Raw genomic sequence first — 21,125 nt, forward strand, 5'->3', positions numbered from 1 at the left:
CCTAGCGGTGGGTGGCGGCGAGAACGGGCAGCAGATGCCTCACGCGGGTATCGACCTCGGCCGCGGTGCGCCGGAAGGCGGAGTAGGTAGCGTCGTCGGTGCCCTCGGCCGCCGCGGGGTCGGGGATGCTCCAATGCCTTCGTCGAGGGATGGCGGACCACTCCGGGCATGCCTCGCGAGCGCGGTCGCACAAGGTGATGACGTGGTCGAACCGCCGATCGACGAGCGTGTCGATGTGGCGGGGCTGGAATCCGGTTGCGTCGATGCCGAACAGCTCGCGCAACACTCGGACGGTGTTGGCATGCAGCGCCCGCCTGGGTCGGGTCCCGGCACTGGCTACCGTCACGGCGCCGCCGGTCCGCCGGCGCAAGAGTGCCTCGGCCATGGGTGAGCGAGAGCCGTTACCGGTGCACACGAACAACACCGCGACCGATCCAGCCGGCCGACCTGCCGGTGGCACATCGGATTGTCCGGCGTCTCGACGCAGTGCCGGGTGCAGTGCGGCGCCGCTCTCGGCCAGTGCCTGCGCGCATCGGTCCAGGTCCAGGTGGTAGTAGCTGTCGCGGCCGTCGTAGCTGCTGCGAGTCGCGCTGACCAGCCCCGCATTTCGCAGCAGCCGCAGGTGGTAGGAGGTCAGGTTCTGCGGCTGGGCGATGTGGGCGGCCAGTTCGCGAACCCGATGATCGCCGTCGGCGAGTGTGGCGAGGAGCTGCCACCGCAGCGGGTGGGCGGCCAGCTGGAGAAACTCTGGTGGCGTCTTCGCCCCGGGCCGCTCCATTGACATGTCAGGAAGCTACATCAGCCTGGCTTGATACATCAATTCTGTTTGATGGATTGCGCTCGCTTCACCTAGTGTCCAGAGCGTCGTTGTCGGCGTGGCAAGCGGTGGCGGGGGTGGCGATGACGGGTGAGCCCGCCTTGGTGCGGCGTCTCGGGACGTCTGATGCGGTGGTGATCGGGCTCGGCTCGATGATCGGCGCCGGGGTGTTCTCTGTGTTCGCACCCGCCGCTGCGGCCGCCGGCGGCGGACTGCTGGTCGGGTTGGTGATCGCTGCGGTGGTGGCGTATTGCAACGCGACAGCGTCAGCGCAGCTGGCCGCGCAGTACCCGACGTCTGGCGGGACGTATGTGTACGGGCGTGAGCGCCTGGGCGCGTGGCCGGGCTTCCTGGCCGGCTGGGGTTTCGTGATCGGCAAGACCGCAAGCTGCGCGGCGATGGCGTTGACCTTCGCCGCCTACGCGGTCCCGCCTACCTGGCAACGGCCCGTGGCGGTCGCGGCGGTGCTCGCGCTGGCTGCGGTGAACTATCGCGGTGTGACCCGGACTTCCCGGTTGACCCGGGTGGTGGTCGCGGTGGTCTTGCTCGCGCTGACGGTGGTGGTTGCTACCGGGTTGGTCTGTGGCCATCCCGATCCCGGTTTGCTCGTCGGTGGATCGGGTCCGGCGGGGACGTACGGGGTGTTGCAGTCGGCCGGGCTGTTGTTCTTCGCGTTCGCCGGCTATGCGCGGATCGCGACGATGGGTGAGGAGGTGCGCGATCCAGAGCAGACGATCCCGCGGGCGATCGTGCTCGCCCTTGGTGTTGCGGTGGCGATCTACGCTGTGGTCGCTGTGACCGCTCTGCTGATACTCGGGCCTCATCGGCTGGCTGGGTCGAGCGCCCCGCTGGTCGACGTCGTGGCTGGGGCAGGTGCTGGTTGGGCAGGGTCGATCGTGGCGGCGGGCGGGGCTGCCGCTGCCCTCGGGGCGCTGCTGGCGCTCATCGCGGGCATCGGGCGCACAACGCTGGCCATGGCCCGTGAAGGCGACCTGCCGCGCTGGCTGGCCGCAGTGCACCCCAAGTTCCGCGTGCCGCACCGCGCCGAGGTCGTGGTCGCGGTGGTGGTGTCCGTGCTGGTGCTCACGATCGACCTGCGGGGCGCGATCGGGTTCTCCTCGTTCGGGGTGCTGCTCTACTACCTTGTCGCCAACATCGCCGCCTTCACCCAAGCGCCCAGCCATCGACGGTTCCCGCGCTGGTTGCAGGTGCTGGGCGCGCTGGGTTGCCTGCTGCTGGTGGCCACGCTGCCCTGGCAGGCGGTGGCTGTCGGCACCGGCGTGTTCGTGCTCGGCGTTGCCTACCGCGGGCTGCGGTTGATCACTGCGCGGCGTCGAGCCGCGACAGAGTGAAGCCCGAGGGATGCTCGCAGCCGTCGCTGCCCTCCGGTGCGACGCCGAACTAGCCTGCCACCGCCGCCTCGTCCCCTCACCGTGGGTCGGCCCCGGTGGGGTCGAGGCGGGCGACCTCCCGCTGGGCGACCGTGGCGAGAGCCCCGCCGCGCGAGCCCGCGAGCTTGGCCCGCAGGTGCTCGCCGACGGTCACCGGCTCGTACCGGGCCGGGTGCTCGGTGTCGACGCACGTCGGCAGGGGTGCGATGACGGCGTCGACGTTCCCGTCGTGGAAGAACGCCGCCGACCGACGCGGGACCAGCACGCCGTCCACCACGGGTGCGGCGACCCGGTGCATCGTGGAGATCCACTGGTCGTTGGTCCAGCGGGCGAGCGCATCACCGAGGTTGACCAGGAGTGCGCCGGTGGCCGGCTGCGCCGGGTGCCACCGGCCCTCGGCGTCGAGGATCTCCAGGCCGGGCACGGCGTCGGCCCACAGCACCGTCACGATGCCGTAGTCGGTGTGCGCGCCCATCCCGACCTGATCGGGCTCCAGCTCGACGTCGGCGGACGGCAGGCGGTAGTTGATCATTCGCAGAACGTCGACGGAGTGGTCGGTCGAGGACGCGAAGTACTCCTCGCCGAGGTCGAGAGCCCGACCGACGATCCTCATCATGGTGCGGGAGACGCCGCCGGCCGCCGCGAACCAGTCCTCTACGGCGGGCCGGAACCCGGGCGTGTCCGGCCACACGTTCTCCTCGTAGTCCGTGGGCGAGAGGTCGAGCCCCGGGAAGTCCGAGGCCTGCGCACCGACGTTGAAGGCCTCGAACAGGTCGGCCGTGCTCACCAGACCGAGGCTGTTGGCCAGCGCCTCGGACTTCGGGGGCGAGTAGCCGCGGTTGACCCCGGGCGGGCAGCGGTACGCCAGCTTGGCGGATAGTTCCTGCCCGAAGAACGCCTCGGTGGCGCGGGTGAAGGCGTCGAGCGTCTGCTGCGGGATGCCGTGCCCGACGATCTGCATGAACCCGACGGTGCGTGCCGCCTGGTCCACGGCGGCGGCCACGGCGTCCCGGGCGCCGCCGTGGGCGTCAATGCGGAACGGGGTGATGTCGATGACGGGGACGTCCAGGACGCCGTCGCGGGTCTGTGCTCCGGACATGGGTTCCTCCTTCAGCTGACGGTGGCCGCGGCCGCGCGTTCGAGCAGGTAGTCGCCCGCGGTGACGGGTGGGTACCCGCGACGGCCGATGGGTGCTGGCAACGGCGTGACGACGGTGTCGACGTCTGCCTCCAGGAACATGATCAGCGAGATCAGCTCCTCGTGGGGTGCGTCCGGTGACGGGGGCAGGACGCGATGCCGGGTGGAGCGCCAGCGGTTGCCCGTCCAGCGGGCCATCAGGTCACCGATGTTGACGGTGAAGGCGTCGGGGACGTGCGGAGCACTCACCCAGGTGCCGTCGGGGGCCTGTACCTCGAGGCCGCCGTAGCCGACCTGCCTGTCCAGGATCGTGATCATGCCCCAGTCGGTGTGCGGCCCGATCCGGTACTGCCCCTCCGCCGGAGCGCCGGTCTCGCTCAGCGGCGGGTAACGGTTGATGTTGAAGGTGTGCGGCGAGCACAGCGTGCGGCGCACGAAGAAGTCGGCATCCAGATCCAGCGCGGTCGCACTCAGCTGCAGAAGCTCCCCATAGACGCGCCGGACCGCGTCCGCGTAGCCGGTGCACAGCGCGGCCAGTTCGGGGACCTCGGCCGGCCAGACGTTCTCGGCGAACCAGACCCGGTCGAGCTCGGCGACTCCGGTACGCAGGTCGCGGCCGAGGGTGTAGCTCTCCTTCAAGTCCGGGCGCTCGGCGTCGGCGGTCTCGTCGGGGAAGGAGTTCACCTCCCGACCCGGCCCGACCCAGCCGCGCCCGCCCACGGCGGTGGCGTAGGCGGCCTTCTGCGCGGACGGCAGGACGAAGAACCGGCGGGCGGCGGTGCGGATGCATTCGCGGACGTCGGCACCGATGCCGTGCCCGGCCAGGAGCAGGAACCCGGACTCCTGCAGTGCGTGGTCGAGTTCGGCGGCGAGCGCGGCGCGCTCGTCCGGGTCGCCGCCGCGCCAGCGGGCGAGGTCGATCAGGGGGATGGGCAGTCGGGTCATCGGTGCCGGTCCTTTCCGAGGAGTCGGGTCAGGCAGACTGAGCGGGGGCGACGGTGCGATAGGCGAGCAGCAGGTAGACCACGCCGCCGACCGCGAGGCCCGCCGGGGCGCTGAGGTCCAGTCCGCCGGTCGCCGCGGAGAGCGGGCCGGTGAAGACCGTCGTGTTGAGCCAACATGCCGCGGCGACCATCCCGGCGGCCTGCGCGACCATCCCGGCGGTGCAGAACCCCCGATCGCCCGGCCGGGCTGGGGCGTCCGCGAGCAGACCGAGGTCGTAGCGCCCACGGCGGAGGAAGTAGTCGACGACGAACACCGCGGCCCACGGCGCGAACCACACGATCATGAACAGCAGGAAGTTGCTGAGGATGGTGCTGAAGTCACCGGAGAACACCACCGCGAACGCGATCGCCGTCGAGAGCACGCCGTCGACCACGACGGCCTGCCAGCGCCCGATCCGCACACCGATGGCCTGCAGGGTGACCCCGGAGGAGTACAGATCGATCGCGTTCACGGCCATCATCTGCACGATCAGGAGCAGGAGATAGGGCACGACGAACCAGAGCGGGTAGGCACCGGGCAGCCCGCCGATCGGGTCCGAGGCGGCCGGGGCGACCAGCGCGACGCCGACCCCGAGCAGCATGAGCAGCGTCTGCGGGACCGCGCCGCCCAGGGCGACCGACGCGACGAGTGCGCCGCGGCTGGTCGAACGAGGCAGGTAGCGCGAGTAGTCGGCGGCGCTCGACGACCAGCCGAGCCCGGACCCTGACGCCGCGAGCGCGACCCCGCCGAGGAACACCGGCCAGCCGGCGGGCTCGACCGCAGGCAGGCTCAGCCGACCGGCGGTGAGACACGCGAGCACCACGAACAGCGCGGCGAAGGGCAGCACCAGCAACCGCAGAACCCGCGTGATCGCGGCATGCCCGATCACCGGCAGCACGCTCTGCACCACGGCGAGGACCAGGACGACCGCGACCGTCCCGCCGGCGCCCAGCTCGACCCCGGCGAGGCCGAACAGCGCGATCACGGCGAAGGTCATCAACACCATGTCGAGCACCTCGTACCCGATCATCATGAGCCAGTTGAAGAACGCCAGCGGCCGGTTGCCGTTGCGGCCGAGCGCGGCCCTGTTGATCGCGAACGTCGTGCTGCCCGCGGCCGGCCCTGCCAGGCTGCACAGCCCGGCGACCAGCCAGGTCAGATTGCCGATCAGGATCGCCGCCACGGCCTGCCACCAGGCAAGGCCGAACTCGACGAGCAACGCGCCGTAGACGACGACCTGCACGTTGAGCAGCGCACCGCTCCACATCAGGCCGACCTGGCGGGCGCTGCCGTGCCGCTCGGCATCCGGGATGTGCTCGATGCCGCGCATCTCCACCCCGGCCCGATTGCCAGGAGCGATCACATGATCATCCCCGGAGGCGTCCTCCGGCGTGGCCGCATGGTGGTCCGTGCTGGTCGATAGGGCCATCGGGCATACTCCTGCCATGGCTGTCGGTGAGGATCAGGGCACGTGCCCTGTCTGCGACGCGACGGTAGCGATTGTTGTCAGCAGTCAAAGTCTCGCCTATGAATGTCGCCAGCATTCAAGCGTTGTTACGGGTGCGTGAACGGTGACGCCGGTGGATGAAGCCGCGCTGAACGCGCGGGTCGGCGCCACCGTGCGCGCGCTCCGCGAGAAGTCAGGCTTCTCGATGCGCGAGCTGGCGCGCCGGTCCGGCGTCAGCCAGCCGTTCCTGAGCCAGATCGAGCGCGGGGTCAGCGCGCCGTCGATGGTGACCACCTACCGGCTCGCCGAAGCCCTCGGCGTGCTGCCGGGGGCACTGCTTCCCGCGCCGGCCGCCGCGCAGGTCACCGTCGTACGTGCTGGGGAAGGTCGCGACATCCCGGTCGCGAACCGCCCCGACGCCGCGGTGGGGCGGGCGCTACTGATGCAGCCCGGCAGCCCGCTGGAGATCATCGAGTACCGGATCGAGCCCGGCGGGCACATCGCCGAGTGGTTCGAGATGCCGGGCGACCTCGGCGTCTACCTCATCGAGGGCCGGCTCGACGTCGAGGTCGACGGCTACGGCGTCGTCCGGCTCGCGGCCGGCGACTTCGTCGCCCACCCCGCATCCATCCCCCATCGCTGGCACCTGGTCGACGACGAACCCGCGCGCGCCCTGCTCGCGATCGCGCACGCGCCGGAAGGGGCGCGCCACCCGTCCGGCCACAGCTGAACCGGCCGACGGCCGATGATCGCTCGACTCACTGCCCGGCGAGACTCCGGACTTCGCGATTCAGGGTGTCCAGCCACTGCAGCGGCTCTGGTTGACCACGCTGGTCGGGAAGCGCGAGCTGCCGGCTCGGGGACCGACAGCGAGGTCGTCGTGACGCGATCGTCTCCTCGTGCGGCTACCGGCCGCGCCTCACGGACCATATCTCCCTTTGCTGGGCATTTGTCTCGCTCCGGCCGACACGCAGCGCTCAGGTCAGCGCCGCTGTGGCCATACCGGATCGGCGTCACCGAGCCTTACCTCGACCGGCCGGTGCCACAGTCAGGCGACGGAGCAACGGCCGCAAGCGATCGACGGCAACGGAGTAGAAGCTCCTTACGAACGGTACCTCTTCGCCAACGAGCGGTACCTCTTCGCCAACGAACGGAGAAGGTCCACACAATTCGCCGGCGACTCTTGCCGAGCTAATCATCGAGACTGTACGGTACTTCTTGACTGGCATTTACGCAAAGAGTGCGCCCCCGGGCACGTTTCAATTGTGAGCCGGCCCCGCACCGGCCGAAGGCCGACCAGCGGGCGCACCGCATCGGGAATAGAGCCATCTACGCGGTATCGCACTGAGCCAACGGAGTTGCAGTGGGAGCATATCTCGGACGCCGTCACCAATTCAGTTATGGACAACGCGGACAACGCGAACGGTGACGATAGACGTCGTGAATCGGTCACACTCCACCCGAACAGCCGACCCGAACCCCTCGATCATCTCCACGAAGATCGATGACGAGGTCCCGCATCCGGAGGAGTGGGTCGGACCGGTCTGAGCGAACAGTGAACTGTTCGACAAACATACAAAGCAGTACCGGATAGGCCGCCAACGCGTTCTGCGAGATCATTCATATCGGTGTTTACGAGCCGACGGAGAAGGGTGCTCAATGACGACTACTTCGAATGAACGATCAGTCCAGTTGGCCGAGGCCGGCCTGGCCGCACAGAACAGGCTCGCCCTGGGCAGACAGCTGGGGACGGGGAATATCGGGCACGCCGAGGAGGGATCCGACGGCCGAATGCGCGCCACGATCCGGATCCCGGAGGACGAGCTGGTCTGGGACCCCGCGATCATCATCCTGCCCCATGGCGGCGAGCTCGAGCTCACCCTCATCAACGACGACAAGAACACCCACTGTGCGGTGCTGCCCACCATCGGGGACAACCTGATCATCTGGTTGGTCAACCATTCCAAGGGCACGGCCACCCTGAACCTGCCGGGCCCGGGCACCTACTGGTTCGGCTCCACGACCGGTAACGACGAAGGCCGCGGCCTGACCGGAGCGATCGTCATCGGCGGGGAAGTTCCGCCCGAGGCCAAGCTCGACCGCCCCGCCCAGCCGCGCCCGTAGCAGAAAGGAGCAGGTGATGACCGACTATGTCGACGCAGGTCAGGCCGTCCGCCTCACCTCACTCAGCGCCGTCAAGGGAAGTGCGCCGCAGGTTGCCGAGAACGTCAACTTCGAGCGCATTCTCGACGCCCGCTCGGAGCCACATAACTGGCTCACCTACTACGGCACCTATGACGGCCAGCGCTACAGCACGCTGGACCAGATCAACAAGGAGAACGTCCGGCGCCTGACTCCCGCCTGGGTTTTCCAGGCCGGCGCGACCGGCATGCACTCCGGCGCGTCGACCTACTCGTTCGAGGCCTCCCCGCTCGTCGTGGACGGGATCATGTACGTCTCCGGCCCGGACGGCAAAGTCTGGGCCCTGGACGCCAAGACCGGCGAGGAACTCTGGCGGTTCAAGTACCCCTCCCCGTACGACGTCTCGCTGTGCTGCGGGAACGTGAACCGCGGCGTGGCCGTGGGGCACGGGAAGGTCTACCTCTACACCCTCAACGCCCACATCATCGCGCTCGACGCGACGAACGGCGAGATCGTCTTCGACGTCGTCAACGGTGACGTGCGCGCCGGGGAAAGCGGTTCCGTCGCGCCGCTGCTCGTGAAGGACATGGTCATCGTCGGCAGCGCCGGCGGGGAGTTCGGGGTCCGCGGCCACCTGGACGCGTTCGACGCCCACACCGGGGAGCGCCGCTGGCGCTGCTACACGGTTCCCAAGCCCGGCGAGCCCGGATCCGAGACCTGGCCGGCCGACGGCGAGGCGTGGCAGCGCGGCGGTGCGAACTGCTGGGTCACCCCCACCTACGACCCTGAGCTGGAGCTCCTCTTCCAGGGGACGGGCAACCCGGCGCCCGACTTCGACGGCGGCGTGCGCGAGGGTGACAACCTCTACACCGACTGCACCATCGCGGTGGACGTGAACACCGGCCAGATCCGCTGGCACTACCAGTTCACCCCGCACGACCTGTGGGACTACGACTCCACGATGGAGAACCTCCTGTTCGATGCTCCCGACGGGCGCAAGCTGCTCGCGCACGCGGACAAGAACGGGTACTTCTTCGTCCTCGACCGGACCGACGGCGCGCTGGTCCGGGTGTTCCCCTTCGTGGACCGGATCACCTGGGGGGAGATCACCCCCGACGGGAAGGTCACCCCCAAGGTGTATCCGGACAAGGAAGGCGAGCCGGTGCACTTCTGGCCGGGGCCTGCCGGGGGCAAGGAATGGACGCACATGTCCTACAACCCCCAGACCGGGTTGATCTACGTGCCGGTGCAGGAAGTCGGGGCCACGGCCACCCGGCGGCGCCGCGAGTTCAAGGAGAGCATCCCGTACTGGGGCGCGGGCGTTGCCGTCGACCTCGAGGACTACTACGGGTTCGTGGCCGCCATCGACCCGCTGACCGGCGAGGAGAAGTGGCGCTGGCGCAACGAGTACCCGATGTGCGCCTCGACGCTGACCACGGCGGGCGGGCTGGTGTTCCAGGGCATCCCGACGGGTGAGTTCGTCGCCCTGGACGCCGAGACCGGCGAGAAGCTGTGGTCGTTCCAGTGCGGAAGCGGGCATCACAGCAGCCCCACCCCGTACAGCATCGACGGCCGCCAGTACATCGCCGTGCCCACCGGATGGGGCGGCTGGGTCGAGGGCTTCTTCCCCGGGTTCCTCGGGGCCAACGCGGGCGACGCGCTGTTCGTCTTCGCCCTGCCCGAGGACTAGGGCGCGTCCCTCACGCCCTAGCAACACCGCACGCGCCGCGAAGCAACGAAGAAAGGAGGTGACGGCGTGGAGTCCACCATCACCCAGTCTCGTACCGAGTGGGAGGCCCCCGAGTTCGAGGAGATCGGGTGTGCCCCGGAGGTGACCATGTACATCGCCCGCTCGGAGGCCTGAGCCGACGACCGGGCACGAGGACGAGGAGGGGCACCGGACGAGGGTCCGGCGCCCCTCTTTCGTTCGGACCCACGACACGCGCCACGGCGCGGGAGGAGGACGCGGGGATGCGGCTACGGGTGCTGGGATCGGCGGCCGGGGGCGGGTACCCACAGTGGAACTGCCGCTGCCCGACGTGCGGCGCGGTGCGTGACGGGTCCCGGCCGGCCCGGGCGCGCACCCAGTCGTCGATCGCGGCGAGCCCGGACGGGCGGCGCTGGTTCCTGTTCAACGCCTCCCCCGACATCCGGGCCCAGTTCGAGGCGTTCCCCGGCATGCACCCCGGCGACGGACGGGTCACGCCGCTGGAGGCGGTGCTGCTCACCGACGCCGAGATCGACCACACCCTTGGCCTGCTCCTGCTGCGCGAGGGGCGCGGCATCCAGCTGCACGCGACGGCTGCGACGCACGCGACGCTGCGCGAGGGCACCGGGTTCCTGAACACGCTGGAGCGCTACTGCCCCGTCGACTGGCACCCGGTCATCCCGGGGCAGGAGGTGTCGCTGGGCGGGATCTCCTACCGGGCGTTCGACGTCCCCACGGCCAAGCACGACCGGTTCGGCATCGGGGCCGACGGCGGACGGGTGGTGGGCTACCGCCTGACCGACGAGAGCACCGGGCGGGTGGCTGTGTACCTGCCGGGCGTGCAGGAGCTGACGCCGGCCGTGCGCGACGAGCTCGACGGGATCGACTGCCTGTTCGTCGACGGCACCACCTGGCACGACGACGAGCTGATCCGGCTCGGGCTCGCCGAGAAGACTGCCCGCGACATGGGGCACCTCGCGATCGGCGGGCCCGGGGGGAGCCTCGAGCTGCTGTCCCCGTTGCCGATCGAACGCAAGATCTACATCCACATCAACAACACGAACCCGATCCTGTTGGAGGACACGCCGGAGCGCCGCCTGGTCACCGAGGGCGGCATGGACGTGGCCCACGACGGGCTCGAGGTGGAGGTCTAGGTGCGATGACGACCATGGCGACACCGACCCGCAACGGCGTGGCGGCTGCGACTGGACGGAGGGGCCCGACGGCCCCGGAGACGGCGGCGTTCCTGGAGCGCCTGCGCGCGCACTCGAAGAGCTACCACAGCGCACACCCCTTCCATCTGCGGATGAACGAGGGAACGCTCTCCCCCGCCCAGATCCGCGGTTGGGTGGCGAACCGCTTCTACTACCAGGAGAACATCCCCCGCAAGGACGGTGCGATCCTGTCGAACTGCCCCGACGTGGAGGTTCGCAGGCGCTGGATCCGCCGGATCGTCGACCACGACGGGGTCGTCACCGGGGAAGGCGGCATCGAGGCCTGGCTGCGGCTGGGCGAGGCATGCGGGCTGACGCGCGAGGAGATGCTCGACCACCGCCACCTCGTGCCCGGCGCGCGGTTCGCCGTCGACGCCTACGTGACGTTCGCCCGCACGAAGCCGTGGGTGGACGCGGTCGCGTCGTCGCTGACCGAGCTGTTCGCGCCGGACCTGATGGCCGAGCGCCTGGCCGCGTTCGAGCGCTGCTACACCTGGATCGACCCGGACGGGCTGGCCTACTTCCGGGCCCGGCTCGAGCAGGCGCCGCGCGACTCCGAGCACGCCCTGGAGGTCGTCACCGCGCACTGCCTGACCCCCGACGAGCAGGACCGCGCCGTGGAGGCGCTGTCGTTCAAGTGCGACGTGCTCTGGTCCCTGATGGATGCGATCGACCAGGCCTATGTCGAGTGACTCCGGGCTAGCCCCGTCCGCGCTACCGGACACGGCCCGTCCCCGGCTCGGGCCGCACCTACGGCTGCGTTTCGACCGCTCGCGCGGCAAGAACGTCCTGCTCGGACCGGAGTCGGTGATCGTCCTCAACGCAACCGGCGCGGACGTCGTCGGCCTGTGCGACGGGTCCCGGACCGTCGCCGAAATCGTGGACGACCTGCGCACCCGCTACCAGCGCCCGGTGGACGACGAGGTGCGGGACTTCCTGGCCCGCATGGCCGCTCGCCGCCACGTCACCGTCGAGGAGGCGATGTGATGGATAGGCCCTTCGGTTTACTGGCCGAGCTCACCTACCGCTGCCCGCTGGCCTGCGCCTACTGCTCCAATCCGCTCGAGCTCGCCGCCTACGACGACGAGCTGTCCACAGCGGACTGGCAGCGCGTGTTCACCGAGGCGGCAGAGATGGGCGTGCTTCAGTGCCACCTCTCCGGCGGCGAGCCGCTGCTGCGCCGCGACCTGGTGGACCTGGTACGCACGGCCGCCGAGCTGGGCATGTACACGAACCTGGTGACCAGCGCGATCGGGTTCTCCCGGCCGCGGGCCGAGGCGCTCAAGGAGGCGGGGCTCGACCACGTGCAGGTCAGCGTGCAGGCCGACGAGCCGGCGACGTCGGACCGGATCGCGGGCATCCCGTCGTTCGAACGCAAGCTCAAGGCCGCCGCCGTGGTGAAGGACCTCGGCTGGCCGCTGACCGTCAACGTCGTGCTGCACCGGCAGAACATCGACCGGATCGCCGAGATCGTGGCACTGGTCGAGGAGCTGGATGCCGACCGCGTCGAGCTGGCCAACACCCAGTACTACGGGTGGGCGTTGCGGAACCGGGCCGCGCTGCTACCCAGCCGCCACCAGCTCGCCCGCGCCGAGGAGGTCGTGCGCGACGCCCGTGCCCGCCTGGGCAGCAGGATGGAGATCGTGCACGTACTTCCGGACTACTACAGCGAGTATCCGAAGCCGTGCATGGGTGGCTGGGCGTCGCGCCAGCTCACCGTGGCACCGAACGGCGACGCGCTGCCCTGCCCGGCCGCGCAGACGCTCCCGCTGCCCCGGGCCAGCGTCCGCGAGGACTCGCTGGCGACGATCTGGGACGAGTCGCCGATGTTCACCGCGTTCCGCGGCGCCGGCTGGATGCAGGATCCGTGCCGCACCTGCGAGCGCCGCGAGCTCGACTTCGGTGGGTGCCGGTGCCAGGCATTTCAGCTGACCGGCGACGCCACCCGGACCGATCCGGTCTGCCACCTCTCCCCCGACCACGGGCTCGTGACCGAGGCGGTGGAGAAGGCCAACGCGGGGTCACGCCGAGTGGACGAGCTGCTGATCGCCCGCCCGCACCGCGGCTGAACAGGAGGAGGTTGCGCCGATGACGTCGATGCTGGTCCTCGCAGCCGGCGCGGAACTGTCGATGTACAGCGCCGATGAGCTGACCGTTCATCGGCGGGAGCTCCCGGTATGAGCGTCAGCGGACAGACACAGGCCAAGCCGGTGACCACGCGATGGGTCTGCATCCCGTGTGGATTCATCTACGATCCCGAGGAAGGCGACCCGGACAGCGGCATCGACCCCGGCACGCCCTTCGAGGACATCCCGGACGACTGGATGTGCCCCATCTGTGGTGCCACGAAAGCGGATTTCCGCGAGCTGGAGCCGGGAGAGTTCCCGGAGGACGGAGGACCCTGAGTCGTGATCACCGGATACGACCACTTCGTGACGCTCGCCGAGTCGCTGCAGTGGGACGAGACGGGCATCGACTACTCGGCCGACCGCGAGGCCTGGCCACGGCTCACCGACACCGAGAAGACCAGGGTTCTCGGACTGATCGCGGGCTTCGTCATCGCTGAGACAGCGGTGTCCAGGGAGCTCGGTACCTATCAGGCGGCCGCGTCCGGCGACTCGATGGAGGCGGCCTTCCGTGCCCAGGCCCGCGACGAGGCGCGCCACGCCCGCTTTTTCGACCTGGTCGCGGCCGAGGTCGCCGGCGTTCCAGGGGCCGACCCCACGGCACGGCGGGACGCTCTGCGCAGCCTCGTCAGTGTCGACCTCGTCGATCTGTTCGAGGAGCGCCTACCGGCCACCGCCCAACGGCTCGCGGAGGACCACGAGTGCCTGACCGCCGCGGTCGGGCTCTACCACATGGTGATCGAGGGCGTGGTCCTCCTCGCAGGACAGCACGCGATGCTCGACATGCTCGAGGGGCTGTCCGTCCGGTTGCCGGGTGTGCACAAGGGCATGGAGTTGGTCCTCCGTGACGAGCGCTGGCACATCGGGTTCGGATCGCGCATCGTCCAGCGCGCCGATATCGGCCGGGACGAGGCGGACATGCTGCTCACGCAGGGGGAGACGGCCGCAAAGGTGTGGGGAGACCTCATCACACCCGACGCGATCGAGACCGCCGTGCGGCAGCATCGACGCCGTCTCAAGGCGGCCGGCATCAAGTTCTGGTGATCCCGTGACTCGCGCTCGTGATGATCCGAGTGCGAGGAAACAGGTTCAGAGCCCCAGCGCGTCGCGGACGGCCGGCGTGCTCCTCCGGGAGACCGGCACCACATCGTTCGTCTGGCTGTCCATGACCAGCGACAGCTCACCTTTGGACCCGCGCTCGATTTCCCGGACGCGACTGAGGTTGACCACGTAGCGGCGGTGCACCCGCAGGAACCCGGCGTCGGCCAGCTCGTTGGTGAGCTTGTCCAGGCCCGGGGTGGCGGAGCGCAGTCGCCCCTGCTCAGTGAACAGCCACACGTCGTTGCCGTCCGACTCGGCGAAGCTGACTTCGCGCGGCCGCAGCAGCACCATCCGGTCCTCCCGAAGCGCTACGACCCGGCGCATCGGCGTATTGGGCGGAAGGGTGGGCGCCAGTGTGGGGAGCGGCTGCGCATCGCCGGACGCGCCGAGAAACATCAGGTGCCCGGCCAGTTGCCCCGAGAAGAACACGGGCCGAATGGTGACCGAAACCGGCTCGTCGGCGAGATGAGTGAAGATCTGTGTCGAGCCGACCCAGTCGGAGTTTCGGGCGGCACGCTCACTCGCATATTTGGCAACCCGGATCAGGTCCGGCAGGGAGGTGCGCCATCTGATGGCGGGCTCGACCGCGGGTACCTCGGCGGGCACGCCCATGAGTGGACTGGCTCGCTCATCAGCGATCACCACACTCCCCGCGGCGTCGACCGCGGCCACTGCGTCGGTGGCGCGACCTTTGGCCTGGACGAATGCAGCGATCAGTTCGGCGGCGCTGTCTCGAGCGCGCCCTTTCAGCGTGGTCTGCGTCTGGGTGACCGCACGGGAGAGCCACCTGTCGGTGGCATCGGGCAGCGGGGTGCGCCAGCAGGAGACGTTGAGCACCGCGATCGGCTCGCGGGTCACCACGTCACGCACGGCAATGCCCGCGCAGGCCCAGCTGTGGAACGCCTGGCACCAGTGCTCCGCACCCCTGATCAGAACCGGGCCGTGCGTTTCCAGCGCGGTACCCATCCCGTTCGTGCCGGCCCCGGCCTCCGACCAGCAGGACCAGGTGGCGAGATTGGCGTCGGCGGCTCTGGCTACCGTGGCCGCGTCACCCCAGGTGGCCAGGATTCGGCCGGTGGCGTCGGTGACGGTCACGATGCCGTTGCGGCCTTCCACCTCCCGCGCCATGGCCCCCGCAAGCCCGCCCAACTCGGTCAGTATCACGAGTTGTTCGAGCGTATGGTCACGATGTTCCGCCGCCAGCGGAGCTTCGGTCAAATGTGGATCGACCCGATACTGCTCGCGGCAGCGATGCCAGGAGACCACCACCTCGGGCCGGACACCACGGACATGATCCTCGCCCTGCACGAACCGCTCCCAAGCAGCGAACACCGTGCCCCTGCCTGAACTCGCCGACGTGGTGTCGAGTCGGTGCACATCGCTCATGCTGAAGAACCGCCTTTGGTCCATCCCCACACCGCACAGCACGCACTTAGCTCGGGCCCCCACCGCCCGCCGCCGCCAAGCCGATCGCAGCCAGGCGCCGCGCGGCGCCCTTCCCGCTTGATCAGCCACCGCCGTCACCATGTGTACCTTGCCCCGCCACGGTCTGCAAAGGGGCCGATGACCATGTTCCTCCGCGATCCCGATGCCCCCTGAGACCGACGCGGCGAGGGACTGGCCGGGCCACGCACCGCGAGCGCGGACCGAGTGGACCGAGTGGACCGAGTCACGGAGGCCGGAGGTCGACGAGCCACGCGGCTACCGTCTGCCGCCGCACGCTCACACCACATCGGACCAGCGGTGGTCGAGCTATTCGGAATTTCGTTTATTCCCATCGAAAATGGACATACATAGCCACTCGACGGTGTATCGTGAGGCCGGCGACGCGATCGAAAAGAGAACCTCATGGAATTCGGCGATCTTGGACAGAAGTAGGATATCTCGCGTTCCGCGACGGGCCGCACCGGACGGATGCGGATGCCGCTCATAGTTCATAGACCGGCGAGTCCCGGAGTCCGCTGCCGTCGGCCGTTTGATCGTGCATTTTCGTATTTCGATGGTGGTGTGATCTGATGTTGCTGGATCGGTGCGACGAGCGGGAGGTGCTCGACCGGCTGCTGGCTGTCATTCGGGCGGGTGAGAGTCGGGCGCTGGTGGTGCGTGGCGAGCTCGGAGTAGGCAAGTCGGCACTGTTGGAATACCTCGTCAGCCGAACATCGGGCTGCCGGGTGGAGCGTGTGGTGGGAGTTCAGTCCGAGTTGGACCTGGCTTTCGCGGGGCTCCATCAATTGTGCCTGCCGATGTTGGATCGGGCGGAGCCGTTGCCCGGGCCGCAGCGTGATGCACTGTATGCGGCGTTCGGGTTGCGCGTCGGACCGGCGCCGGACCGCTTCCTTGTCGGCCTTGCGGTGTTGGGCCTCCTGGCGGAGGTGGCCCGTGAGCGGCCGTTGGTGTGCGTGATCGACGACGCGCAGTGGCTGGACACGTCGTCGGTTCAGCTGCTGACGTTCGTGGCCCGGCGGCTGCGGGTCGAGTCGGTCGCTGTGATCATCGCCGTGCGCGAGCCCCACGAACTGGACTTATCGGGATTGCGAGAACTCGTCGTGGGCGGGCTTCCGGAGACGGAGGCGCGGCTGCTGCTTGGATCGGCGCTGCGGGGCCGGGTGGACGAGCGGGTGCTGGACCGGATCGTTTCCGAGAGCCGGGGTAATCCGCTTGCCCTCATGGAGTCGGCGCGTTCATCGACGGTGGCCGAGCTCGATAGCGGGTTGCTGAGTGTGGGCGCGCTGCCTGAGCGGATCGAGGAGAGCTACTTGCAGCGCGTCGTGGCACTTCCGCGGGACACGCGGCGGCTGTTGCTACTGGCCGCGGCGGAGCCGATCGGTGATCCGGTGCTGCTCTGGCGGGCAGCCGGACTACTCGGCCTCGGCGATCGAGATGCCGCGCCTGCCACCCAGAACGGATTGATCGACATCGGTCCGGTGGTCCGGTTCCCACACCCGCTCGCGCGCTCGGTGCTCTATCGGGCGGCATCGCTGAAGGAACGCCGGAATTCACACCAGGCGCTGGCCGAGGTCACCAATCCGGACACGGATCCCGATCGGCGTGCGTGGCACCGCGCCCAGGCGGCGCCCGGTCCCGATGACGAGGTCGCTGACGAGCTCGAGCGGTCAGCTTTCCGAGCGCGCGCTCGCGGCTGCTCGGCTGCGGCCGCGGCGTTCCTCGAGCAGGCTGCTGAGCTGACAGTCGAGCCGTCGCGCAAGGCGGAACGGACAGTGGCCGCGGCGCAGGAGAAACACCGGGCCGGCATGACGGACGCCGCCATCAGGCTGCTCTGCCTGGCGCAGGCCGGCCGGCTGGACGAGCTCCAGCGTGCCACGACGGACTTGCTTCGTGCTCAGATCGCATTCACCGCGCACCGCAGCAGCGAAGCGCCCCGGCTGTTGCTCAAGGCAGCGAAGCGGCTGGAGCCGCTCGACGCCGAGCTGGCCCGTGAGACGTATCTGGAAGCCGTCTCGGCGGCAATGGTCGCCGGCCCGCCGGCCGACAGCGGCGGCCTGGCGGAGATCGCCGAGGCTGCGCGAGCCGCGCCGCTCGCCTCGCCGCCTCAGGGTGCAGCAGATCTCCTCCTGGACGCCGTGGCCACCCGGATCATGGATGGTCATGCCGCAGGGATGCCGATGACGAGGCGAGCACTCTGCGCGTTCCGCAGCCCGGACCTTCCGCCGGACGAGGGGCTGCGCTGGCTGTGGCTGGCGGGCACGACGGCTGCGCAAGTGTGGGAGAACGAGACCTGGGAAGCACTCGCGGATCGGCACGTCCAGCTCGCCAGGGAGCTCGGTGCCGTCGTGGTGCTTCCGCTCGCGCTGACGTCACGGATCGTCGTCCACACGGTTCTCGGCGAGCTGCCCGCGGCCGCGTCGCTGCTCAAGGAGGCCGACGAGGTGATCGAGGCGACCGGAAGCCCGCGCATGCCCCTGGCAGCCATGTTGGTCGCTTCGTGGCAGGGACGGGTAAGCGCGGCCTTCCGCGTGATCGACGCGACGACCGCAGGGGCGGTGACGGGCAGCCAGGGCGTCGAGCTGGTCACTGCCATATGGGCCAAGGCGTTGCTGTGCAACAGCCTGACCCAGCACGAGTACGCGCTCTCCGCTGTCGATGAGATCTCTCACGCGTCTCCAATCGAGTTGGGCCTGCCGGCGTGCGGGGTGATGGTGGAGCTCATCGAGGCGGCCGCCCTCAGCGGTCAGCCCGAACGTGCCGCTTGCGCTCTCGGACGACTCACGGAGGCGACCCGCGCATCCGGGACCGATTGGGCGCTGGGAATCGAGGCCCGCTCGCGGGCGCTGGTGAGCGAACCCGAGGCGGCCGAACCGCTCTACCGCGAGGCGATCGCCCGACTCGGCCGTAGTCGCGTTCGCGGCGAGCTTGCACGCGCCCATCTGCTCTACGGCGAGTGGCTGCGCCGCGAGCACCGCGTGGTCGACGCACGTGAGTCGCTTCGCATCTCCCACGAGGTGTTCTCCATGATCGGAGCCAGAGCGTTTGCGCGCCGCGCCGCGCGCGAGCTGGAGCTGACCGGAGAATCAGCTACCAGACCTCCGAGGCTCTCCCCCGATACCGACAACTTGCTCACCTCTCAAGAGGAGCAGATCGCAGGGCTCGCCTCCGCCGGGCTGACCAACGCCGAGATCGCCGCCCGGCTCTTCGTCAGCCACAGGACGATCGAATGGCACCTGAGGAAAGTCTTCGCGAAGCTCAACATCACCTCACGCAGACAACTCCGCTTGGCCCCGCACCGCTTCCATGGCAGCGCGGATCCGCAGCCGGAGGAATGCTGAACCAGCTCGCCGTCCGACGTGGCGCCATCAACCGCGCCACCGTCTGGTCGCCATCGCGACTCGAAGTCTCGGCCGCCTGACCAGAGGCCGTCGAGCGTGCCCTCGGGCGAGCGGTCGGCTGTGCAAACGCCAAGGTCGAGCACGCTCGTCAATGGGGCAGGCCCGAAGGGTCGAGGCAGGCAGGCGAGTGAGCCTCGAAAGCTGAAACGAACAACGTGACCCACCCCCGCCGCCCACCCTCAGACGGACCCCGTGACCTGCTCCTCGATGCCCAGGAGCGCGCGGCCGTAGATCTCCCTGCTCAGTGAGGGCGACACCGCTGCGTGCCGGGACGCGGTGGCGAGGTCGCGCCAGAACCGCTGGAGCGGGTTGCTGCGACCGAAGCCCGCGGCCCCGCCGATGTCGAGGAGGCGCTCGATCGCCTCCCGGCACCGGAGCACGACCACACTGGCGTCCATCCTGATTCGCGCCCGAGCCTCGACGTCCAGCCGACGACCCTCGACCGAGGCCGCCTCGATGTCATCGGCCGCCCGGTAAGCGTGCAGCCGTGCAGTGTCGATGAGGGACACGACGTCCGCGATGGCCAGCTGGACGCTGGGTGAGCGCACGGCGTCCGTGTACACCGACCCGGTGATCGCCTTGCCCTTCGCCAGCGTCTCCAGGACGTGGTCGAGCGCGCCCTGCGCCATGCCGATGACCGGGCCTGCCATCGAGATCGCGAGCAGCGAGACGACGGACGCGTGATAGACCCGCTCGCCTTCCTGCCACCTGTGGTTCGAGCCGCTCAGCTTCCAGGCCGGAAGGGTGCGGTACTCCGGCACGAAGAGCTCACGAACGGTAAAGCCGTCGCTGCCGCTGCCCTGCATGCCGGCCATGTCCCAGGTGGCGTTGATGGCGATGTCCGACGCGGGGAGCAAGGCGAGCCGGACATCGGGATGCTCGGCCGTGTCGGCGTCGACCGACACCTGGCACAGCACCCACTGCGCGTGGTGGATCCCCGAGGCGTAGAACCAATCGCCGTCGATGATGATGCCGCCCGGTTCCCGGCGGGCCGTGTTCGACGAAGCACCGTTCGTGGAGCCGCTGACGGCTGTCGATCCGTCCTCCCCCCAGACGTCATGCCTGGCCTGGTCGCCGAAGAGCGCCGTCATGAACGCCGCGCCGCAACAAATCTTGGCGACCCAGGCGCTTGATCCGCAGCCGCGTGCGAGCTCGGAGAACACCTCGATGACGGTGCGAATGCCGGCTTCGCGGCCGCCGTACTTCCGCGGTGCTGTCAACGTGTAGAAGCCGGCCGCGCGCAGAGCGGCGTGCACATCCGGCGGCAGAGTCCCGAGCCGCTCCGTCTCCGATGCGTGGGCTCTCAGTAGGGGAACAAGCGCGCGGGCAGTGGCCATCACCTCTGCGCGTTCGGCGGGCTCGTTGAGTTCACCGGATGAGAATGCCGCATCATGCACGACAACTCCTCCTTCTGTCGATGTTCGTCGCCACCACGCCCGGATTCGGACTCCCGACGTGGGCCGTTCGCTGAATTCACCATCGAGTGCATGAACGTGCACCACCAACTCGCGACCGAGCGACCGATGCCCGTTCTGAACGGGTCGATCAAGCGGTGGCGGCAGGCTCGGCCAGGTGGTTGGTGCGGCGGACGCCGTCGGCCAGTTCCGCGGCCAGTGCACGGACCTGCTCGGCCCCGCCCCGCTCAGCGGCCGAGACGAACGCCGACCCGACGATCACCCCATCAGCGAACGACGCGACCTGCGCAGCCTGCTCGCCCGAGCGGACCCCGAGACCGACACCGATCGGCAACGCGGTATGCGCACGACACCGCGCAACCAACTCCGGAGCAACCGAGGCGACGCTGTCCCGCGCACCCGTGACACCCATCGTCGAGGTGGCGTACAGGAACCCACTACCCGCCGCAGCGGTCAGCGCGATGCGCTCCTCGGCGGACGAGGGCGCGACCAGGAAGATCCGATCCAGCCCGTGGGCCCCGGAAGCGGCCAACCAGTCCCCGGCCTCCTCCGGAATCAGATCAGGAATGATCATCCCCAAGCCACCAGCCGAAGCGAGGTCACGAGCGAACGCCTCAACCCCGTAACGCAACACCGGATTGAAATACGTCATGACCACCGCACGACCACCCGCAGCCGACACCCGCTCCATGACCGACAGCACGTCACGCAGCCTCGTGCCCGCCCGCAACGCGGTCTCCGCGGCCGCCTGAATCGTCGGCCCATCCATCACGGGGTCGGAGTACGGGATGCCGATCTC

Annotated in this window: 19 protein-coding genes; 12 read left to right on the forward strand and 7 right to left on the reverse strand. The window is 69.2% G+C overall.

All coding sequences use genetic code 11. The features are described 5' to 3' along the window. Position 1 precedes the first annotated feature (1 nt). Positions 2–778 carry a metalloregulator ArsR/SmtB family transcription factor gene (locus MMF94_RS36335; protein ID WP_379660573.1) on the reverse strand — a complete coding sequence of 259 codons (777 nt, stop codon included), beginning with the start codon at positions 776–778 and terminating at the stop codon, positions 2–4. Positions 779–900: 122 nt separating this feature from the next. On the opposite strand from MMF94_RS36335, the gene MMF94_RS36340 reads away from it, so the two are divergent. Continuing rightward, positions 901–2,169: an APC family permease gene (locus tag MMF94_RS36340; protein WP_241042004.1), complete on the forward strand. Its 1,269-nt coding sequence runs from the start codon at positions 901–903 to the stop codon at positions 2,167–2,169. Positions 2,170–2,245: 76 nt separating this feature from the next. Here the strand turns inward: MMF94_RS36340 and MMF94_RS36345 are convergent, their stop codons facing one another. The 3 genes from MMF94_RS36345 to MMF94_RS36355 are packed head-to-tail and all read right to left on the reverse strand — an operon-like array spanning position 2,246 to position 5,758. Further along, positions 2,246–3,307 carry an isopenicillin N synthase family dioxygenase gene (locus MMF94_RS36345; RefSeq protein WP_241042005.1) on the reverse strand — a complete coding sequence of 354 codons (1,062 nt, stop codon included), beginning with the start codon at positions 3,305–3,307 and terminating at the stop codon, positions 2,246–2,248. Positions 3,308–3,318: 11 nt separating this feature from the next. After that, positions 3,319–4,290: an isopenicillin N synthase family dioxygenase gene (locus MMF94_RS36350; RefSeq protein WP_241042006.1), complete on the reverse strand. Its 972-nt coding sequence runs from the start codon at positions 4,288–4,290 to the stop codon at positions 3,319–3,321. Positions 4,291–4,318: 28 nt separating this feature from the next. Beyond that, on the reverse strand, positions 4,319–5,758 hold the full coding sequence (locus tag MMF94_RS36355) for a purine-cytosine permease family protein (protein ID WP_241042007.1): 1,440 nt from the start codon (positions 5,756–5,758) through the stop codon (positions 4,319–4,321). Between the two features lie 151 nt (positions 5,759–5,909). Between MMF94_RS36355 and MMF94_RS36360 the strand changes: the two genes are divergently transcribed. From MMF94_RS36360 to MMF94_RS36405, 10 genes are all read left to right on the forward strand, one after another. After that, on the forward strand, positions 5,910–6,506 hold the full coding sequence (locus MMF94_RS36360) for a helix-turn-helix domain-containing protein (RefSeq protein ID WP_241042008.1): 597 nt from the start codon (positions 5,910–5,912) through the stop codon (positions 6,504–6,506). 929 nt (positions 6,507–7,435) lie between these two features. Beyond that, complete coding sequence (locus MMF94_RS36365) at positions 7,436–7,900, forward strand: MSMEG_3727 family PQQ-associated protein (protein ID WP_241042009.1); 465 nt, start codon at positions 7,436–7,438, stop codon at positions 7,898–7,900. Positions 7,901–7,916: 16 nt separating this feature from the next. Beyond that, complete coding sequence (locus MMF94_RS36370; protein WP_241042010.1) at positions 7,917–9,608, forward strand: PQQ-dependent dehydrogenase, methanol/ethanol family; 1,692 nt, start codon at positions 7,917–7,919, stop codon at positions 9,606–9,608. Positions 9,609–9,674: 66 nt separating this feature from the next. Further along, on the forward strand, positions 9,675–9,782 hold the full coding sequence (gene pqqA / locus MMF94_RS36375) for a pyrroloquinoline quinone precursor peptide PqqA (RefSeq protein ID WP_241042011.1): 108 nt from the start codon (positions 9,675–9,677) through the stop codon (positions 9,780–9,782). Positions 9,783–9,889: 107 nt separating this feature from the next. Next, positions 9,890–10,780, forward strand: coding sequence for a pyrroloquinoline quinone biosynthesis protein PqqB (pqqB, locus tag MMF94_RS36380; protein WP_241042012.1), 891 nt, complete (start codon positions 9,890–9,892; stop codon positions 10,778–10,780). A gap of 14 nt (positions 10,781–10,794) precedes the next feature. After that, on the forward strand, positions 10,795–11,532 hold the full coding sequence (gene pqqC / locus MMF94_RS36385; protein WP_241042013.1) for a pyrroloquinoline-quinone synthase PqqC: 738 nt from the start codon (positions 10,795–10,797) through the stop codon (positions 11,530–11,532). Further along, positions 11,522–11,827, forward strand: a complete 306-nt coding sequence (gene pqqD, locus MMF94_RS36390) for a pyrroloquinoline quinone biosynthesis peptide chaperone PqqD (RefSeq protein WP_241042014.1) — start codon at positions 11,522–11,524, stop codon at positions 11,825–11,827. Before pqqC ends, pqqD begins: the two co-directional genes overlap by 11 nt. Continuing rightward, a complete protein-coding gene (gene pqqE / locus MMF94_RS36395) occupies positions 11,827–12,909 on the forward strand; it encodes a pyrroloquinoline quinone biosynthesis protein PqqE (protein WP_241042015.1) in 1,083 nt (360 codons plus the stop codon). Before pqqD ends, pqqE begins: the two co-directional genes overlap by 1 nt. 108 nt (positions 12,910–13,017) lie before the next feature. Continuing rightward, a complete protein-coding gene (gene rd, locus MMF94_RS36400; RefSeq protein WP_241042016.1) occupies positions 13,018–13,245 on the forward strand; it encodes a rubredoxin in 228 nt (75 codons plus the stop codon). Between the two features lie 3 nt (positions 13,246–13,248). Next, a complete protein-coding gene (locus MMF94_RS36405; RefSeq protein ID WP_241042017.1) occupies positions 13,249–14,010 on the forward strand; it encodes a ribonucleotide-diphosphate reductase subunit beta in 762 nt (253 codons plus the stop codon). 45 nt (positions 14,011–14,055) lie between these two features. Here the strand turns inward: MMF94_RS36405 and MMF94_RS36410 are convergent, their stop codons facing one another. Continuing rightward, the gene (locus tag MMF94_RS36410) at positions 14,056–15,453 is read right to left on the reverse strand and encodes a DNA-binding protein (RefSeq protein ID WP_241042018.1); all 1,398 of its coding nucleotides are present in this window, start codon (positions 15,451–15,453) and stop codon (positions 14,056–14,058) included. A gap of 629 nt (positions 15,454–16,082) precedes the next feature. Between MMF94_RS36410 and MMF94_RS36415 the strand changes: the two genes are divergently transcribed. Further along, positions 16,083–18,851, forward strand: coding sequence for an AAA family ATPase (locus MMF94_RS36415; protein ID WP_241042019.1), 2,769 nt, complete (start codon positions 16,083–16,085; stop codon positions 18,849–18,851). 239 nt (positions 18,852–19,090) lie between these two features. On the opposite strand, the gene MMF94_RS36420 is transcribed toward MMF94_RS36415, so the two are convergent. Both MMF94_RS36420 and trpA read right to left on the reverse strand, forming a co-directional pair. Beyond that, on the reverse strand, positions 19,091–20,308 hold the full coding sequence (locus MMF94_RS36420) for an acyl-CoA dehydrogenase family protein (RefSeq protein WP_241042020.1): 1,218 nt from the start codon (positions 20,306–20,308) through the stop codon (positions 19,091–19,093). 148 nt (positions 20,309–20,456) lie between these two features. After that, the coding region (trpA, locus tag MMF94_RS36425) for a tryptophan synthase subunit alpha (RefSeq protein ID WP_241042021.1) at positions 20,457–21,125 on the reverse strand (669 nt) is incomplete at its 5' end.

The sequence above is a fragment of the Pseudonocardia alaniniphila genome, assembly GCF_022524485.1.
GTDB lineage: Bacteria > Actinomycetota > Actinomycetes > Mycobacteriales > Pseudonocardiaceae > Pseudonocardia > Pseudonocardia alaniniphila.

Coding starts and splice junctions, on each gene's coding strand:
- MMF94_RS36335 (WP_379660573.1), bottom strand. CDS start 778: ATGGAGCGGCCCGGGGCGAAGACGCCACCAGAGTTTCTCCAGCTGGCC.
- MMF94_RS36340 (WP_241042004.1), top strand. CDS start 901: ATGACGGGTGAGCCCGCCTTGGTGCGGCGTCTCGGGACGTCTGATGCG.
- MMF94_RS36345 (WP_241042005.1), bottom strand. CDS start 3,307: ATGTCCGGAGCACAGACCCGCGACGGCGTCCTGGACGTCCCCGTCATC.
- MMF94_RS36350 (WP_241042006.1), bottom strand. CDS start 4,290: ATGACCCGACTGCCCATCCCCCTGATCGACCTCGCCCGCTGGCGCGGC.
- MMF94_RS36355 (WP_241042007.1), bottom strand. CDS start 5,758: ATGGCCCTATCGACCAGCACGGACCACCATGCGGCCACGCCGGAGGAC.
- MMF94_RS36365 (WP_241042009.1), top strand. CDS start 7,436: ATGACGACTACTTCGAATGAACGATCAGTCCAGTTGGCCGAGGCCGGC.
- MMF94_RS36370 (WP_241042010.1), top strand. CDS start 7,917: ATGACCGACTATGTCGACGCAGGTCAGGCCGTCCGCCTCACCTCACTC.
- pqqB (WP_241042012.1), top strand. CDS start 9,890: ATGCGGCTACGGGTGCTGGGATCGGCGGCCGGGGGCGGGTACCCACAG.
- pqqC (WP_241042013.1), top strand. CDS start 10,795: ATGGCGACACCGACCCGCAACGGCGTGGCGGCTGCGACTGGACGGAGG.
- pqqD (WP_241042014.1), top strand. CDS start 11,522: ATGTCGAGTGACTCCGGGCTAGCCCCGTCCGCGCTACCGGACACGGCC.
- pqqE (WP_241042015.1), top strand. CDS start 11,827: ATGGATAGGCCCTTCGGTTTACTGGCCGAGCTCACCTACCGCTGCCCG.
- rd (WP_241042016.1), top strand. CDS start 13,018: ATGAGCGTCAGCGGACAGACACAGGCCAAGCCGGTGACCACGCGATGG.
- MMF94_RS36410 (WP_241042018.1), bottom strand. CDS start 15,453: ATGAGCGATGTGCACCGACTCGACACCACGTCGGCGAGTTCAGGCAGG.
- MMF94_RS36415 (WP_241042019.1), top strand. CDS start 16,083: ATGTTGCTGGATCGGTGCGACGAGCGGGAGGTGCTCGACCGGCTGCTG.